The following is a 16,089-nucleotide window of genomic DNA, read 5'->3' as shown; positions in this document are numbered from 1 at the left end:
GGCGTTCGATGCTGTCCGGTCGTCACGTCACGCTCATCCCCGTCGACGGCCACGGCCCCGAGGACGTCGTCCTCGACGCCGAGGGCCGGATCTACACCGGCGTCGACGACGGGCGCGTCCTGCGGTTCACCCCGGACGGCAGCGGGTGGGAGGTCATCGCCGACACCGGCGGCCGCCCGCTGGGCCTGGAGCTGTACGGCGACGACGAGCTGCTGATCTGCGACGCGCGAGCCGGCCTGCTGGTGGTCCCGCTGGCCGGTGGCACGCCGTCGGTCCTGGCGACTTCCGCGCTGGGGCTGGACTTCGTGTTCTGCAACAACGCGGCGGTGGCCTCGGACGGCACGGTGTACTTCACGGACTCGTCACGCCGCTTCGGCATCGACAACTGGCGCGACGACCTGATCGAGCAGACGGGCGGCGGCCGGTTGTTGCGCCGCACCCCGGACGGGTCGATCGACTTGGTCCTCGACGGCTTGCAGTTCGCGAACGGAGTCGCGCTGGCGCCGGACGAGTCGTTCGTGGCGGTGGCGGAGACGGGCGCGTTCAGCGTGTCCCGGGTGTCGCTCTCGGACGGTCGGGTGGACCCGCTGGTCGAGAACCTGTGGGGCTTCCCGGACAACATTTCGACGGGCACGGATGGGCTGATCTGGGTGACGCAGGCGTCCCCGCGCGTGGCGGCTCTGGACGTGGTCCGCCGCCTGCCCGCGTTCGTGCGGGCCGGCGTCCGTGCGTTGCCGACGTGGTTGCAGCCCAAGCCGGGCCGCGAGGTCGGCGTCTTGGGGGTGTCTCCGGAGGGCAAGGTGGAGCGGGAGCTGCGGGGCGAGATCGACGGGTTCCACATGCTGGTGGGCGTGCGGGAGTGGCAGGGGCAGCTGTACTTCGGCTCGTTGGAGGAGTCGAAGATCGCGGTGACCCGGCTCTAGCGGCCCGTCCAGCGGGGTTCGCGGCCCGCGGTCCACGCCGCGTAGAACTCCTTGTGGTCCTTCGCCGTCATCAGCAGCGCCTGGGTCATCGCCTCCAGCTCGATCGCGCTGCCCAGGTCCATGTCCAGCTCGCGGGTCAGCAGCACCTTCGTCGTCGAGTACGCCAACGCCGGCCCGTCCGCCAAGCGGCGAGCCAGGGCTGAAGCGACCGCGGGGAGTTCCGCGTCCGGAACCACCTGGGAAGCCAAACCGATCTCGAAAGCGCGGGCGGCGGGCAGTTTGTCCCCCAGCATCAGCAACTCCGTCGCACGACCCAACCCCACCAGCCGCGGCAACAGATAAGCCGACCCCATGTCCGCCCCCGCCAAGCCCACCTTCGTGAACAGGAACGCGAACTTCGCCGACTCCGCCAGCAACCGGAAGTCACTCGCCAGGGCGATCACCGAACCCGCGCCCGCCGCCACGCCGTTGACCGCCGCGATCACCGGCAACGGACACTCGCGCAGCGCCTTCACCACCGCGCCCGTCATGCGGGTGAATTCCAGCAGCCGCGCCGTCTCGAACTTCTGCAGCTCGCCGATGATCTCCTCGACGTCGCCGCCCGAACAGAACCCGCGGCCCCGCCCGGTGATCACCAGCACCCGCACGTCCTCGTGCTGCGGCAGCTCCAGCACCAGGTCCCGCAGGTCGGCGTAGACGTCGAACGTCAGCGCGTTCAGCTTGTCCGGGCGGGTGAACGTCACGGTCGCGACGCCATCGTCCACAGTGAACTCGAAGTGCTCCCACTCCTTCGTCAGCGGTGCGGTCGCGCGGAACGGGCTCATGTCTGGATTCCTCCGCCGTCGAGTACGAGGGTCTGGCCGTTGATCGCGGCGGCCTCCGGGGCCGCCAGGAAGGAGACGGCGAACGCCACCTCCGCGGGTTCCAGCAGACGGCCGAGCGGGGACGCCGCCGCCAGCGCCGCTTCCGCCTCGGCGGCCGAACGGCCCGACCGCGACGTGATCCGCTCCACCGAAGTCGCCGTCATGTCCGTGCGGACGAACGCCGGGCACACCGCGTTCGCCGTGACGCCGGTGCCGGCCAGCTCCGCCGCCACCGCTCGCATCAGCCCCGCCGCCGCGTGCTTCGACGCCGTGTACCCCGCCGTGTAGCGGTAGCCGACGTGCGATGCCGTCGACGCCACCGTGACGATCCGGCCGCTGTCCCGGGAACGCATCCCCGGCAGGACCGCCCGCGTGCACAGGAAAGCGCCGGTCGCGTTGACCTCGATCTGCGACCGCCAATCGTCCAAAGTGGTCCGGGAAAGCGGTGCGCTCGACGAGATCCCGGCGTTGTTCACCAGCACGTCCACCGGCCCGGCGGAGGCGAAATACTCCACGACGGCGTCCTCGTCGGTGACGTCACATTCCGCGCGTCCCGGTGCGAGCACCGTGTCGCCGGTGGAACGGAAGCGCGCCGCGATCGCCGCGCCGATCCCGCGGGTGCCGCCCGTGACCACGACCAGCCGGCTCACGACCGGCCCGCCAGCGCACGCCGGTCGAGCTTTCCGTTGGCCGTCCGGGGAAGTTCCGTCATGAACACCACTTCGCGGGGGTACTTGTGCTTGGCCAGGTGGGCTTTGGCGTGGTCCTTCAGCTCGTCCGCGGTCACCGGCGCCCGCACGACGACGTACGCGCGCGGCACGACCAGGCCGTCGACCTCCTGGCCGACGACCGCGCAGTCCACCACCGCGGGGTGGCCGAGCAGGCAGTCCTCGATCTCGCCGGGCGCCACGAACACCCCGCCGACCTTGAGCAGCGCGTCGGCGCGCCCGTGGTGGCGGAAGTAGCCGTCGGACCGGCTGAACAGGTCGCTCGACGTCAGCGTGTCGCCGTCGAACGTCCTCGCCGACTTCTCGGCGTCTCCGTAGTACTCCAGGGCGATCGTCGGCCCGCTCACCCGCAGCGGCCCGATTTCCCCGTCCAGCAACGGATTCCCGACCTCGTCCACGACCTCGGCGGTGTAGCCGGGCACGGGCGTGCCGAGCGTGCCGGCCCGCGCCGCGCCAGGCCGGTTCGACAGGTAGATGTGGTACGCCTCCGACGAGCCGATCCCGTCCACCACCGGCACCCCGAACATCGCGTCCCACTTGCGGTGCAGCTCCGACGGCAGCGCCTCGCCGGCGGACGTCGTCATCCGCAGGCAGCTGAGGTCCTGCGCCGCCGCGGCCGGGTGCGCCACCATCGCGCTCATCATGGTCGGCACGTTGACCAGCACGGTCGGCCGGTGACGGGCGATCAGCTCGAACATCAGGTCCGCGGTGCTGCGCTCGGGGAACGCGATCCCCGCGGCGCCGACGCCGAACGGGAACAGCGCCACCAGATCGCGGGCGTACCCGAAGAACAGCTTGGGCACGGCGAGAACGCGGTCGTCCTCTCGCAATCCGAGAGTTTGGACGGCGTACCGCTCGAAGCTCTCCTTGGGACTGCGCAACGGATGCACGCACGCCTTGGGCGCGCCGGTGCTGCCGGTGGTGAACTTCCAGATCCCCACGTCGTCCACCGTGGTCGGTGCGGCGTCGAGCGAGGGTGACGCGGCGTCCAGCAGGGTCCGGAACGGACGTTCACCCGGCCGCAGTTCGCTTTCCAGGACGCCGAGCACCAACAGGTTCCGCGCGCCCGCTTCGCGGAGCGCGGGCAGCGTGACGGCGTCCGCGATCACGGCCACGGCCTCGGTGTAACCGAGGTAGTACGCGTAGTCCTTCGGCTGCAGGAACGGGTAGACCTCGGCGGTGACCGCGCCGATCTTCTGCGCGCCGTACCAGGTCGCGACGAACTCCTCGCCGTCGCTCAGCGCCAGGAGCACGCGCTGTCCTCTTCGGACACCGGCGTCGAGCAGCACGTTCCCGGCGCGGTTGGCCAGCTCGGCCAGTTCGGCGTACGTGACCGAGCGATCCCCGGTGTACAGGGCGACGCGGCCCGATGCCGCGTGCCGGTCGAGGAAGTGCGTGGCGAGGTTGAACGGCTCACTCACGGGCCAGCTCCCGGATCGCTTCCACCAGCAGGTCGGTCAACGTGGAGAAAGTCTCTTCGCCTTCCGACGCGGTCGCCTCGGCGGGCGCCCCGCAGTACGCCTCGGTCATCCCCATCTCGCGGAAGCCGCCGTCGGCAGGGGCCGAAGCCAGGCTGACGGGCACGTGCGGCAACGTCCGCATCAGCGGCTGGTCGACCAGCTCGGGCCGGTCGGCGAGCACGAGCGACGTCTCGTACCGCCCCGCGTGGCACTCGCCGGACTTGAATTCCTCGGTCAGCCGCTGCGCGTGCCGCCGCCGGACCAGGTCGAGCAGCGCGACGCGGCCGTCGTAGGCGAAGTTGAGCGTCTCCACCGCCCGCCGCAGCGTGACCAGGTGCGCGGGCTCGAAGTGGTTGTTGACCAGCAGGATCCGGCGGAACCGCTGGCCGATCAGCGCGGAGCCGATGTCGACCAGCAGCGAGTGCAGCGTCTCCTCGCCGATGTGGACACCGCCGGCGAACCCGGCCGCGAACCGCGTCACGCCGTAGGGCACCTCGGGCAGCACCAGGACGTGCACTTCGGAGTCGGCGGCCAAGCGAGCGGCCGCGCGCTCGCACATCCCGCGCGAGATCAGCGGGTCGGTGCCCAGCGGCGCGTGCGGCCCGTGCGGCTCGATCGCACCCAGCGGGAGCAGCAGCACCGGCGTGCGGTCGCCGTTGGCCAGCGCCGCGACCTGCCGCGAGCTGAAGTCCGCGAAGTACGTCACGCAAATCAAGCTACACCGCAGCGGCCTGGGGTGTATAGAGTTGCGCCATGCCTGGAGACGCCTTCGACACCAGCCCGCAGGAGCTGGTCGTGACGTTGCTGGGCAGCTACGTGCACCCGCGCGAGACCCGGCGAGTGTGGTCCGGCGGCCTGGTCGCGGCGCTCGCCGAGCTGGGCTTCTCCGACGGCGCGGCCCGCATCGCGCTGACCCGCGTGGTGCGCCGCGGGCTGCTCCAGCGGCACCGCGAGGGCCGCACCGTGCACTACTCGCTGACCCGCCGCACCATCGCGCTGCTCGCCGACGGCGACCACCGGATCTTCTCCCTCGGCCGCCGCGAGCGCGCCGCGGGCGAGTGGACGGTGCTCTGGCAGAGCATCCCGGAGAGCCGCCGCCAGGCCCGGGAGCGCCTGGTCCGGCGGCTGCGGTTCCTCGGATTCGGGCCGTACCAGGACGGCACCTGGATCGCCCCGCACGACCGCGAGGCCGAGGTCGTCGCCCTGCTCGGCGAGCTGGACGTCACCGAGCACGCCGGCCTCCTGCTCGGCCGCCCGTCGGCCGCCCTCGACGTCCGCCGCTTCGCCGGCCGGGCCTGGGACCTCGACGACCTCGCCGCGCGCTACACGGCGTTCGTCGCCCAGTTCGGCGGGTACGCGGGGAAGGAGACCCCGGACGCCGAGGCGTTCGAGGTGCACGCGCGCCTGGTGCACACCTTCCGGGCGTTCCCGTCGCTCGACCCGGAACTGCCCGCCGACCTGGTGCCCGCACCGGATCGCCGGGCGGCCGCGGTCGAGTTGTTCCACGATCTGTACACCGCGCTGGCTCCGGCCGCACAGCGCCACTTCGACGAGGTGACCAAAGGATGACCGACATCGACGCCAAGACGCAGGAAGCCCTGAGCTACACCTCGTACCTGGCGCTGGACGAGGTGCTGAACGCGCAGCGGACGCGTTCGGACGAGCACGACGAACTGCTGTTCATCGTGATCCACCAGGTGTACGAGCTGTGGTTCAAGCAGATCCTGCACGAAGCCGAGTTCCTCCAGCGGAACCTCGCCGCGGGCAAGACGGCGCACTCGATCCGCGTCCTGCGGCGGATCCTGACGATCCTCAAGGTCGCCGTCGCGCAGATCGACGTGCTGGAAACCATGACCCCCAGCCAGTTCACGAGCTTCCGCGCCCGTTTGGACGCCTCCTCCGGCTTCCAGTCGGCCCAGTTCCGCGAGCTGGAAGCCGTGCTGGGCCGCCGCGACGAGCGCGTGTTCGCGCACTACCCCGAGGGTGGCGAGCAGCGCAAACGCATTGCCGACGCGATGGCGCGACCGTCCTTGTTCGACTCTTTTCTGGCGTACCTCAAGGCTTCTGGCTATTCCGTGGAGTGTGACCGAGACGTCACTCGACCGGTGGAGCCCTCCCCGGCCCTGCAGGCGATATTGCTGGACGTGTACAGCGACGACGGCGGACCGTCGGTCGTCGCGGAATGTCTGGTGGATCTCGACGAAGGGATGCAGGAGTGGCGCTACCGGCACGTGAAGATGGTCGAACGCACCATCGGCGACAAGACCGGGACGGGAGGGTCATCCGGCGCGACCTACCTGCGTACCACGCTCTTCCAGCCGATGTTCCCGGATCTCTGGGCCGTACGGAGCCGACTGTGACCACTTTGGACGACCTGCGCGCGGACGACAACGCGCTCGCCCCGCACTACTCCCGCTTCGGCGTCGCCGAACGCCTGCTGCTGTCCGGCCACTCGCACCAGGCGTGGCCGGACGTCGCCGAGGAGGGCCTGCGGGAGTCCTTCGCGGACGCCGCCCGCGACGTCGACGAGAAGTGGGGACGCGCGTTCGCGAAGGCCGACCAGCTGCGCGCGGGCTTCCGCCTGCTGCTCGGCGACCCGCACGGCGAGTACGCGCTGGGCGCGAGCACGCACGACCTCGTGCTGCGGTTCCTCTCGGCGATGGAGCTGCCGCGAAGGCCGCGCCTGGTCACCACCGACGGCGAGTTCCACACCCTGCGCCGCCAGCTCGCCCGGCTCGAGGAGGAGGGCGTCGAGGTCGTGCGCGTGCCGCTCGACCCGGTGACGTCGCTGGCCGAGCGCGTCGCGGCCGAGGTGAACGACGACACCGCCGCCGTGCTCGTGTCGGCGGTGCTCTTCGAGACGTCGAGGCTGGTCCCGGGGCTCGCGCACCTCGCCGACTCGTGCCGCGGCCGGTCGATCGAGCTGGTCGTCGACGCCTACCACGCGCTGGGCGTCGTGCCGTTCCCGCTGCACGACCTCGGGCTCACCAACGCGTGGGTGCTCGGCGGCGGCTACAAGTACCTGCAGCTCGGCGAGGGCAACTGCTTCCTGCGGCTGCCCGCGCACGCCCAGGAGCTGCGCCCGGTGATCACCGGCTGGTACGCCGAGTTCGGCGCGCTCGCCGACGAGCGGGAGCCGGGCAAGGTTGCCTACGCCACCGGCGGCGACCGCTTCGCCGGCGCGACCTACGACCCGGCGAGCCACTACCGCGGCGCCCGGGTCCAGCGGTTCTTCGCCGAGCAGGGCCTCACGCCGGAGTTCCTGCGTGAGGTCTCCCAGCACCAGGTGGGCCTGCTCGCGTCGGTGTTCGACTCGCTCGCGCTGCCTTCGGACGTCGTCTCGCGGGACCGAACGGTCGAGCTGGAGCGGCTCGGCGGGTTCCTCTCGCTGCGCTGCGCCGACGCGTCCGGGCTGCAGGCGGCGCTGGCCGCGGAGGGCGTCCGCACCGACAGCCGGGGGCAGTACCTGCGCTTCGGGCCGGCGCCGTACCTGTCGGACGTCCAGCTCGAGACGGCGATGCGCACCCTCGGCAAGGTGATCGCGGGCTGATTACCGGTCCGTATCGCGGGACCTCCACTGGTCTCGCGATCATCGGGGATCTAGGTTGGTGCCGGGCACCCGGCGGGCGGACGACCTCCGCGCGTGGGGCTCCCATCGACCCGTGAAGCGCGTCCCGGCCACGAACCGGGCGCGGATGACAAAGGAGTCACCACCGTGACCGAAGGAGTGTTCGCCCGGGGCACCGGGCACGAACAGGTCGTGTACTGCCACGACGAAGCCAGTGGCCTGAAGGCCATCATCGGCATCTACTCCACGGCGCTCGGCCCCGCTCTGGGCGGGACGCGCTTCCACCCCTACGCCACCGAATCCGACGCGCTCGACGACGTGCTCGCGCTGTCCAAGGGCATGGCGTACAAGAACGCGCTGGCCGGGCTCGACCTCGGTGGCGGCAAGGCCGTCATCATCGGCGACCCGAAGACGCTCAAGTCCGAAGCGCTCCTGCGCGCGTACGGGCGTTTCGTGCAGTCCCTGAACGGCCGTTACATCACGGCGTGCGACGTCGGCACGTACGTGCAGGACATGGACGTCGTGGCTCGCGAGTCCCAGTACGTCACCGGCCGCTCACCCGAAGACGGCGGGGCCGGCGACTCGTCCGTGCTCACCGCGTTCGGCGTCTTCCAGGGCATGCGTGCCTCGGCCGAGCACCTCTGGGGCAGCCCCGACCTGGCGGGCAAGCGCGTCGGCGTGGCCGGCGTCGGCAAGGTCGGGCACATCCTTGTCGGGCACCTCGTGGACGCCGGCGCGCAGGTGACGATCACCGACGTCTACGCGCCGGCCATCTCGCGCACGCGGTCGATCTACCCGAACGTGCAGGTGGTGTCCGATGTGGACACTCTGCTGCGCGCCGAGCTGGACGTCTTCGCGCCGTGCGCGCTGGGCGGCGTCCTGAACGACGAAACCGTGCCGGTGCTCGGCGCCCGCATCGTGTGCGGCGCGGCGAACAACCAGCTCGCGCACGCGGGCATCGACAAGCAGCTCGCCGACCGCGGTGTCCTGTACGCCCCGGACTACCTGGTCAACGCCGGCGGCGTCATCCAGGTCGACGATGAGCGCCACGGCTTCAACTTCGAGCGGGCCAAGCGCAAGACGACGGCCATCTACGACACGACGAAAGCGGTGTTCGCGCTGGCGGACACCGACGGCGTGCCCCCGGCGACGGCGGCCGACCGGCTCGCGGAGCGCCGGATGGCGGAGGTCGGGCGGCTGCGGTCCATCATGACCGTGTGAGTCCTGCTGACATCTTCGAAGCGGCGGGCGTGCGGGGGTTCCTGCACGCCCGCCGGCTCGGTTCTTCTTCCTCGGTGGGTGTCGACCCCGACGAGCCGGTGGTGCTGGCGTCGGTGGTGAAGGTGCCACTGGCGTACGAGTTCGCCCGCCAGGTCGCGGCGGGCCTGCTCGACCCGGCGGACCGCGTGCGCGCGTCGGCGGCGGACCGCCTGGGCGGCAGCGGTTCGGCGGGGTTCGCGGACGACGTCTCCTACAGCCTGCGCGACGCGGCGCTGCTGGCGTTGTCGGTGTCCGACAACACGGCCGCGGACCTGCTGTTCGACCGGGTGGGCGTGGCGAACGTGCGGTCTCTGCTCTCGGAGCTGGGGTTGACCCGGACGTCCGTGATCGGCGCGCCGCGGGACCTGCTGCGCACGATCATGGACGACACCGCGGCAGGGGTTCCGTTGCGGGCGTTGGATCCTTTGCGGACTTCCGCGACGACGCCGCGCGAGATGACGTCGTTGCTGGCGGCGATGTGGCGCGACCCCGGGCCGGGGGCGCAGGTCCTGGCGTGGATGTCGGCTCAGGTGAGTTGGCACCGCCTGACGGCGGGGTTCCCGCCCGAGGTGGCGGTGGCGGCCAAGACGGGGACGATGCCGGGGATCCGCAACGAGATCGGCGTCGTGACGTACCCGGACGGCGGTGCGTACGCGGTGGCGGTGTTCACGGCGGGCGGCGCGGAGACGTTGCGCCGCCCGGACATCGACCGGGCCATCGGCGACGCGGCCCGCGCGGCGGTGGAGGAACTGCGCTCGTGATGCCTCAACCGCGCTCGTAGAACACGTCCCAAGGCCGTGCCCCGCCCGGGTCCGGCGGCACCAACCGCGAAACCCCGTCATCCCTCAGCACCTCCGCCGCGATCTCGGCCAGCGCCGCCGCCTGGGGGTGCGGGCTCGACGACGGCCACGCGAACGCCATCCGCGCCCGCAGGACCTCGCCCTCCAGCGGACGCCACACTACGCGCGGCTCCTTGCGGGCGGCCGGCTCGAACGCCACCCCGTGCCCCGCCAGGACCAGGCCGAGCACGAACTCCGGGTTGCGCGCGTGCCGGATCGACGCCGGGCGGAAGCCGTGGTCCCAGCACGTGCGCAGAAGCGCGTCGTAACTCCCCGGCGCCGCCGCGCGCGGCGCGTGCACCAGCCCTTCGCCCGCCAGATCCGCGAGGGAGAGCGAAGCCCGGCGCGCCAGCGGCGAATCGCGGGGGAGGACCACTCCCAGTGGCGTGTCGACCGCGGGCCCGAGGTCGAGCCCGACGACGTCCACCGGCAGCTGCAGCAGGCCCGCGTCCAGGGACCGGTCCGCGAGCAGCCGGGCCTGCTCGGCCGTCGTCAGCTCCTGCAGGTCCAGCCGGACCGCGGGGAACTGCGCAGCGAAGGCCGTCAGGATCGCGGCGAGGACCGCGCCGGGCAGTTCCGGCGGCACGCCCGCGCGCAGGGCGTCCAGCTCACCGCGTTCGGCCTTCGCGACGAGCGTGGTCATGCGGTCCCAGCGGCTCAGGAGGTCTCGGGCTTCCGCGCGCAGCACTTCGCCGGCTTCGGTGAGCGTGACGCGCCGGCCGCGGTCGAACAGCTTCGCGCCGAGCTCGGCTTCGAGCCGTTTCACACGCTGGCTCAACGGCGGCTGCGCGATGCCGAGCCGGTCGGCGGCGCGCCCGAAGTGCAGTTCGTCGGCGACGACCAGGAAGTACCGCAGCGAACGGAGGTGGTCCACGCTGCGACGATACTCGTCCGCATATCGACATGCCGACGTCCCGATCTTGGACAGCAGCGCGGGGTTCGTGGTCTGGTGCCGGGCATGGACACAGGACTCAGCAGACGCGGGCTGTTCGGCGCGAGCGCCGCGGCGGCGGCCATCCTGGCGGGCACGACGTCCGCCGCCGCGAGCCCGCACCAGTCACAGATGACTCTGCGGTGGTGGGGGAACAACGGCTGGGAGATCCGCGTCGGCACGAAGACGATCCTCATCGACCCCTGGCTCACGCGCTTCAAGACCGGCACGTACACCCCGGCGGGCGCGGACCCGAAGACGCCGCTGTCGGTGAACAAGGCGCTGATCGACGGCTACCTCGACCGCGGCGAGCTGCGCGCGGACCACATCCTCGTCACCCACGGCCACTACGACCACCTCACCGACGTCCCCTACCTGGCGAAACGCACCGGTGCGACGGTCTTCGGCACCGAGACCCATTTGAGTCTCATGGCGGCGCTGGGTGCCCCGGAAGACCAACTGGCGATCGCGAGCGGCGGCGAGGACCTGACCTTCGACGGCTACTCGATCCGCATCCTGCGGTCCCTGCACTCGGCTACCGGCGAACGGGCCCGGGTGCCGTTCCCCGGCTCGCGCCCGCTGTCCCGCCGCGACCGCCCGCGCGTCATCGAAGACCTCTACGAGGGCGGCACGCTGGCCTACCAGGTCACCGGCGGCGGCGCGAGCGTCCTGGACTTCGGCGGGTCCAACTACGTCGAGTCCGAGCTCGCCGGCCTCCGCCCGGACGTCGTGCTGGTGCCGGTGGGCGGCGCGAAGGTGACGCAGTACGTGCCGCGCCTGCTGCGCGCGCTGGGCAACCCGAGGTACGTCGCGGCCACCCACTGGGACGACTTCGACCTCCCGCTCGGCCAGGCCCACGACCCCAACGGCGGCCTGGAAACTCTGCGGAAAGCGGTGGCCGCCACCTCGAGCCGGTTCGTGGTGCTTGACCACCTGGGGGAGTTCACCCCGTAGACGCCGAAGGCCCCCACCGATCGAGGTGGGGGCCTTCGAGAGAGCACTCAGCCGCTCTTGCGGCGGAAGGTCCGCTTGTTCGCCGCGGGCCCGTGGGCGTGCTGGTTCTTGCCCCCGCCGTTCTCGTGCGATGCTCCCGAGCGGGCGTGCGCCTGCTTGCGCTCCAGTGCCTCGCGGAACTTGCGCTTGACGTCGTCCTCCTCGTCGCTGGGCGACGGGTTCGGTTCACTCATGACTACCTCCGAAAACGACGACGTGTGACCGCTCCAGCCTGGCAGTCGCGCACCCGCTTGGCGAGTCGATTTCAGCGTTTCGGGGACGGAACTCCGCCGAACTGCACCGACTTGCGCGTCAGGGGGCGGCCGCAGTGGTCGCACAGCAGGATCGGCCGCAGCCGGTTGCCGCACTCGACGTGGTGCAGGGTGATGTCCGGCTCCTGACCGCTCACCTCGAACCCGCGCGACCACTCCGCGATGAACGCCAGCGCCGGGAAGAACGCCAGCCCCTTCGCCGTCATCCGGTAGTCGCGCGCGTCCGTGCGCGTCGCCGCCGTGCCCGTGCGCAGGACGCCCACCTCGACCAGCTTGCTCAGCCGCGCCGACAGCACGCTCGGCCCGATCCCCAGCTCGCGCTCGAACTCCGAGAAGTGCCGGCAGCCGAGCAGCGCCGACACCAGCAAGCCCGTCGACCAGCGGTCGCCCAGCAGCTCCATCGTGTCGGGGAAGAACATCATCGGGTCGCCGGCCAGGGACTCCGCGTCCTTGCGGCGGAAGCGCTTGGACGCCGTCGCCGCCGCGACGCCGGTGCTGTCCAGCCGCGAGGCCCGCACGTCCCGCGCGTCGACGCGGCGGCCGCACGCGCCGCAACCCAGCGGCGCTGATGTAGTCAGCTCGCAGTCGAGGTGGATCAGCGTCGGCAGCACCTCGCGGCGGCCTTCGACCCACTCGCGCTCCCAGGCCCAGATCGAAATCAGCAGCGGCCACAGCTCCAGGCCCCGCTCGGTGAGCCGGTACTCGTGCCGCGTGCGACGCGCGTCGCGGTACGGCACGCGCGTGAGCATCCCCGCGTCCACCATGTCCCGCAGCCGCCCGGACAACGCCGTCGGCGAGATCCCCAGGCGGAGACGCAGCTCTTCGTAGCGGCGGAAGTGCAGGAAGAGGCTCTGCAGGATCAGCAACGTCCACTGGTCGCCGACCAGCTCGAGCGCCCGGCGGAGCGGATCCCCCGCCGGCCGGACGCGCTGTGCAGTCGCCTGAACCACTTCATCCCCCTCGTTACATCGCCGCTTCAGGGTAGCACCTGACTACACCTAAAGAAGCCTATTGACAGCTGGGTACACAAATCATAGTCTCATCCCCATCAGCCAGCGCGGTGAGCCCGAGAATCAGGGAGCAGCCCGATGACCAGCACCTCCGAACAGCCGCTGATGGTGGCCCGGACGGCGGACACCGGCGAGGCCAACCCCTACCTGCTCGGCGTCTACGCACCCGTCGAAGAAGAGATCGACGCCGAAGACCTGCAGGTCATCGGCGAGATCCCGAAGGACCTCAACGGCGTCTACCTGCGCAACGGCCCGAACCCGCGGTTCGCCCCGGAAGGCCGCTACCACTGGTTCGACGGCGACGGCATGATCCACGCCGTCCACCTCGAGAACGGCAAGGCGCGCTACCGCAACCGCTGGGTCCGCACGAAGGCCTTCGAGGCCGAGTCCGCGGCCGGCAAGGGCCTCTGGACCGGCGTCATGGAGGACCCGAAGGGCAACCCGTTCGGCAACGCGCACGGCCTGGGTCTCAAGGACAACGCCAACACCGACGTGATCTTCCACCGCGGCCGGATCCTCGCGACCTGGTACCTGTGCGGCTCGCCGTACGCGGTCGACCCGCTCTCGCTGGAGACGCTCGGTGCCGAGGACTTCCTCGGCACGCTGGTCGGCGACATGATGGCCCACCCCAAGGTGGACGAAAAGACCGGCGAGCTGTTCTGGTTCGACTACGGCCCGCGCCCGCCCTACCTGCGCTACGGCGTGATCAGCGCGGACGGCCAGGTCGTCAAGACCACCGAGATCGAGCTGCCGGGCCCGCGCCTGCCGCACGACATGGCCATCACCGAGCACTTCGCGGTGCTGATGGACCTGCCGCTGGTCCAGGACCTGGAGGCGGCGAAGCAGGGCCGTCACAAGCTGCACTTCGACCGCTCGATGCCGAGCCGCTTCGGCGTGCTGCCACGCTACGGAGACGGTAGCCAGATCAAGTGGTTCGAAGCGAGCCCGTGCTACATCTACCACGTCGTCAACGCCTGGGAAGAGGGCGAGGAAGTCATCCTCGACGTCTGCCGCGTGCGCAAGCCGGCCCCGCGGGCCGACGCGCACACGCCGCTCGCGAAGATGCTCTCCTACCTGCGCCTCGACGCCCAGCTGCACCGCTACCGCTTCAACCTGCGGACCGGCGTGTGCCGCGAGGCCCCGCTCGACGACGACAACACCGAGTTCCCCACCGTCGACTCCCGCGGGGTCGGCCGGGTGAACCGGTTCTCCTACGCGGTGCACATCTCGCCCGAGTCGACGCTGAAGTTCGACGGGCTCGTGCGCTACGACAATCTTGCCGGCTCCAAGACCGAATACCGGTTCGGTCCCGGCCGGTGGGGCAGTGAGGCCCCGTTCGCACCCCGCGACGGAGCAGCCGCCGATTCGGCGGACGGTTATCTGGTGACGTTCGTGCAGGACGAGCGTGAGGGACGCTCGGAACTGGACATCTTCGACGCCGCCGATCTCGCTGCCGGACCCGTGGCCAGGGTCCTGCTTCCCCAGCGTGTCCCGCTCGGTTTTCACGCGACCTGGGTCCGGGCGGACCAGCTGGAAAACCTCCGTTCATGAGATGCCATCGAGAGGGTCGCGCCCGGGACTTCCGGGCGCGGGGATGGTGGCGTGCGGAGACGATCGACCAGCTCGTGAAGGAGCGGGTCAGTGCCGACCCGGAGGGTCTCGCGCTGGTCGATCCACCGAACACCGCCGCACTGGTCGGACGCGACCCGGTGCGGTGGACCTGGAACCGGCTCGACGAACGCGTCGACGTCCTGGCCGCGTTCCTGCTCGCCGGAGGGGTGCGAGCAGGCGACGTCGTGGCCGTGCAGCTGCCGAACTGCTCGGCCCTGGTCCAGGCGTTCCTCGCGATCGTGCGGATCGGCGCGATCGTCACCCCGTTCCCGGTGTCCTACCGGGAGCACGAACTCGGCCCGATGTGCCGGCGCACCGGGGCCGTGGGAGTGGTGACCGCATCCAGATACGGCGAGCACGAGCTCGCCGGGGCGGCCCTTGGGCTCATCGGCGCTGCGGCGCCGTCGGTCCGGTTCGTCGTCGCCCGGGGGGACGACGAACCGGCCGGCGCCCTGGCCTGGCCCGAAGAACCACTGTCCGAAGCGGAGCGATCCACTTTGGACTCACACCTGACCGAAGCCGACGTGAACGACTGCGTCACGATCTGCTGGACGTCCGGCACCGAAGCCGAGCCGAAGGCGGTCCCGCGCTGCCACGGCGACTGGCTCGCGACCGCGCGCGGCTGCGTCCAAGCCGCCGGGATCACGCGTGACGACGTCCTGCTGTCGCCGTTCCCGATGACGAACATGGCAGGCATCGGCGGAATGTTCCTGCCCTGGCTGCTGACCGGGGCCGTGTTCGTCCCGCACCACCCGTTCGACCTGCCGGTGTTCCTCGGCCAGCTCGCCGCCGAGCGCGTGACGTACACGCTCGCGCCCCCGGCGTTGCTGACCATGTTGCTGCACAACGAAAAGATCCTGTCCGGAGTGGACATCTCGGCGCTGCGCGAGATCGGGTCGGGCTCGGCGCCGCTCTCCCCGTGGCTCGTGCGCACCTGGGCCGAGCGGTACGGCATCGACATCGTCAACTTCTTCGGCTCCAACGAAGGCACCGCGCTGCTGTCCGGCCCGGTGGACATCCCGGACCCGGACCAGCGCGCGAGCTTCTTCCCGAACTACGCCTCGGACGTCACGTGGTCGACGCCCGTCGCCGGCTGGACGTCGGTGCGGCTGCACGACCCGGTCACCGGCGAGCACGTGACCGAGCCCGGGCGGCCCGGCGAGCTGCACATCGCCGGGCCGACGGTGTTCGCCGGCTACCTCACGTCGGTGGGAGAGCCGCTCGACACGGCGTCCTTCGACGACGACGGGCACTTCCGCACCGGTGACGTCTTCGAGATCGCCGGTGACCGCGGGGAGTTCCTGAAGTACGTGGACCGGATGAAGGACCTGGTCATCCGCGGCGGCATGAACATCTCGCCGGCCGAGGTCGAGGGCCTGCTGTCCGGACATCCGGACGTCGCCGACGTCGGCGTCATCGGCGTCCCGGACGACGTCATGGGGGAGCGCGTGTGCGCGGTCGTCGTGCCGGGCGCGCGCAAGCCGTCGCTGGACGAGCTGGTCGCATACCTGCGCGAGAAGAAGGTGGCCGCGTTCAAGCTGCCGGAACGGCTCGAGTACGCCGACGCCTTGCCCCGCAACCCGGTGGGGAAGATCCTGAAGCGGCAGCTGCGGGAAAGTCTGGAGTGAGGC

16 protein-coding genes are annotated in these 16,089 nt (G+C 71.0%); 9 read left to right on the top strand and 7 right to left on the bottom strand.

Going from position 1 to position 16,089, the window contains the following annotated elements; genetic code table 11:
• Positions 1 to 8: 8 nt before the first annotated feature.
• Positions 9 to 923: an SMP-30/gluconolactonase/LRE family protein gene (locus BLV96_RS42520; RefSeq protein ID WP_086676118.1), complete on the top strand. Its 915-nt coding sequence runs from the start codon at positions 9 to 11 to the stop codon at positions 921 to 923.
• Here the strand turns inward: BLV96_RS42520 and BLV96_RS42515 are convergent.
• Genes BLV96_RS42515 through BLV96_RS42500 form a run of 4 tightly spaced genes read right to left on the bottom strand, consistent with a single transcriptional unit; the run spans position 920 to position 4,680 of the window.
• Positions 920 to 1,747 carry an enoyl-CoA hydratase family protein gene (locus tag BLV96_RS42515; protein WP_086676116.1) on the bottom strand — a complete coding sequence of 276 codons (828 nt, stop codon included), beginning with the start codon at positions 1,745 to 1,747 and terminating at the stop codon, positions 920 to 922. The genes BLV96_RS42520 and BLV96_RS42515 overlap by 4 nt on opposite strands.
• On the bottom strand, positions 1,744 to 2,436 hold the full coding sequence (locus BLV96_RS42510; RefSeq protein WP_086676114.1) for an SDR family NAD(P)-dependent oxidoreductase: 693 nt from the start codon (positions 2,434 to 2,436) through the stop codon (positions 1,744 to 1,746). The genes BLV96_RS42515 and BLV96_RS42510 overlap by 4 nt, the downstream gene beginning before the upstream one ends.
• On the bottom strand, positions 2,433 to 3,935 hold the full coding sequence (locus tag BLV96_RS42505) for a benzoate-CoA ligase family protein (RefSeq protein ID WP_086676112.1): 1,503 nt from the start codon (positions 3,933 to 3,935) through the stop codon (positions 2,433 to 2,435). Before BLV96_RS42505 ends, BLV96_RS42510 begins: the two co-directional genes overlap by 4 nt.
• Positions 3,928 to 4,680, bottom strand: a complete 753-nt coding sequence (locus BLV96_RS42500) for a creatininase family protein (protein ID WP_086676110.1) — start codon at positions 4,678 to 4,680, stop codon at positions 3,928 to 3,930. The genes BLV96_RS42505 and BLV96_RS42500 overlap by 8 nt, the downstream gene beginning before the upstream one ends.
• A gap of 47 nt (positions 4,681 to 4,727) precedes the next feature.
• Between BLV96_RS42500 and BLV96_RS42495 the strand changes: the two genes are divergently transcribed.
• From BLV96_RS42495 to BLV96_RS42475, 5 genes are all read left to right on the top strand, one after another.
• Complete coding sequence (locus BLV96_RS42495) at positions 4,728 to 5,543, top strand: PaaX family transcriptional regulator (protein WP_086676108.1); 816 nt, start codon at positions 4,728 to 4,730, stop codon at positions 5,541 to 5,543.
• Positions 5,540 to 6,334: a tryptophan 2,3-dioxygenase gene (locus BLV96_RS42490; RefSeq protein WP_086676106.1), complete on the top strand. Its 795-nt coding sequence runs from the start codon at positions 5,540 to 5,542 to the stop codon at positions 6,332 to 6,334. The genes BLV96_RS42495 and BLV96_RS42490 overlap by 4 nt, the downstream gene beginning before the upstream one ends.
• Positions 6,331 to 7,524, top strand: coding sequence for a kynureninase (locus tag BLV96_RS42485; protein ID WP_086676104.1), 1,194 nt, complete (start codon positions 6,331 to 6,333; stop codon positions 7,522 to 7,524). The genes BLV96_RS42490 and BLV96_RS42485 overlap by 4 nt, the downstream gene beginning before the upstream one ends.
• Before the next feature lie 165 nt (positions 7,525 to 7,689).
• Entirely contained in the window at positions 7,690 to 8,763 is a 1,074-nt protein-coding gene (locus BLV96_RS42480; protein ID WP_086676103.1) for a Glu/Leu/Phe/Val dehydrogenase dimerization domain-containing protein, read from the top strand.
• A complete protein-coding gene (locus tag BLV96_RS42475; protein WP_086676101.1) occupies positions 8,760 to 9,563 on the top strand; it encodes a serine hydrolase in 804 nt (267 codons plus the stop codon). The genes BLV96_RS42480 and BLV96_RS42475 overlap by 4 nt, the downstream gene beginning before the upstream one ends.
• Positions 9,564 to 9,567: 4 nt before the next feature.
• Here the strand turns inward: BLV96_RS42475 and BLV96_RS42470 are convergent, their stop codons facing one another.
• Complete coding sequence (locus BLV96_RS42470; protein ID WP_086676099.1) at positions 9,568 to 10,515, bottom strand: LysR substrate-binding domain-containing protein; 948 nt, start codon at positions 10,513 to 10,515, stop codon at positions 9,568 to 9,570.
• A gap of 84 nt (positions 10,516 to 10,599) precedes the next feature.
• Between BLV96_RS42470 and BLV96_RS42465 the strand changes: the two genes are divergently transcribed.
• Positions 10,600 to 11,526 (top strand): MBL fold metallo-hydrolase, encoded by a 927-nt coding sequence (locus tag BLV96_RS42465; RefSeq protein WP_086676097.1) that lies wholly within the window; start codon positions 10,600 to 10,602, stop codon positions 11,524 to 11,526.
• A gap of 47 nt (positions 11,527 to 11,573) precedes the next feature.
• On the opposite strand, the gene BLV96_RS42460 is transcribed toward BLV96_RS42465, so the two are convergent.
• Together BLV96_RS42460 and BLV96_RS42455 are read right to left on the bottom strand one after the other, a co-directional pair.
• Positions 11,574 to 11,759 (bottom strand): DUF5302 domain-containing protein, encoded by a 186-nt coding sequence (locus BLV96_RS42460; RefSeq protein WP_086676094.1) that lies wholly within the window; start codon positions 11,757 to 11,759, stop codon positions 11,574 to 11,576.
• Between the two features lie 71 nt (positions 11,760 to 11,830).
• Positions 11,831 to 12,787 (bottom strand): winged helix-turn-helix transcriptional regulator, encoded by a 957-nt coding sequence (locus BLV96_RS42455; RefSeq protein ID WP_086676092.1) that lies wholly within the window; start codon positions 12,785 to 12,787, stop codon positions 11,831 to 11,833.
• Between the two features lie 138 nt (positions 12,788 to 12,925).
• On the opposite strand from BLV96_RS42455, the gene BLV96_RS42450 reads away from it, so the two are divergent.
• Together BLV96_RS42450 and BLV96_RS42445 are read left to right on the top strand one after the other, a co-directional pair.
• Positions 12,926 to 14,398: a carotenoid oxygenase family protein gene (locus BLV96_RS42450; protein ID WP_086676090.1), complete on the top strand. Its 1,473-nt coding sequence runs from the start codon at positions 12,926 to 12,928 to the stop codon at positions 14,396 to 14,398.
• Positions 14,395 to 16,086: a class I adenylate-forming enzyme family protein gene (locus BLV96_RS42445; protein WP_086676088.1), complete on the top strand. Its 1,692-nt coding sequence runs from the start codon at positions 14,395 to 14,397 to the stop codon at positions 16,084 to 16,086. The genes BLV96_RS42450 and BLV96_RS42445 overlap by 4 nt, the downstream gene beginning before the upstream one ends.
• Positions 16,087 to 16,089 lie beyond the last annotated feature (3 nt).

Source organism: Amycolatopsis pretoriensis (genome assembly GCF_900107925.1).
Classification (GTDB): Bacteria; Actinomycetota; Actinomycetes; order Mycobacteriales; family Pseudonocardiaceae; genus Amycolatopsis; species Amycolatopsis pretoriensis.
This window is presented reverse-complemented; position numbering and strand designations above follow the sequence as displayed.

What these genes read in the sequence shown, in the direction of transcription:
- BLV96_RS42495 (WP_086676108.1), top strand. Translation starts at nt 4,728, where the DNA reads ATGCCTGGAGACGCCTTCGACACCAGCCCGCAGGAGCTGGTCGTGACG.
- BLV96_RS42515 (WP_086676116.1), bottom strand. Translation starts at nt 1,747, where the DNA reads ATGAGCCCGTTCCGCGCGACCGCACCGCTGACGAAGGAGTGGGAGCAC.
- BLV96_RS42490 (WP_086676106.1), top strand. Translation starts at nt 5,540, where the DNA reads ATGACCGACATCGACGCCAAGACGCAGGAAGCCCTGAGCTACACCTCG.
- BLV96_RS42460 (WP_086676094.1), bottom strand. Translation starts at nt 11,759, where the DNA reads ATGAGTGAACCGAACCCGTCGCCCAGCGACGAGGAGGACGACGTCAAG.
- BLV96_RS42445 (WP_086676088.1), top strand. Translation starts at nt 14,395, where the DNA reads ATGAGATGCCATCGAGAGGGTCGCGCCCGGGACTTCCGGGCGCGGGGA.
- BLV96_RS42520 (WP_086676118.1), top strand. Translation starts at nt 9, where the DNA reads ATGCTGTCCGGTCGTCACGTCACGCTCATCCCCGTCGACGGCCACGGC.
- BLV96_RS42465 (WP_086676097.1), top strand. Translation starts at nt 10,600, where the DNA reads ATGGACACAGGACTCAGCAGACGCGGGCTGTTCGGCGCGAGCGCCGCG.
- BLV96_RS42450 (WP_086676090.1), top strand. Translation starts at nt 12,926, where the DNA reads ATGACCAGCACCTCCGAACAGCCGCTGATGGTGGCCCGGACGGCGGAC.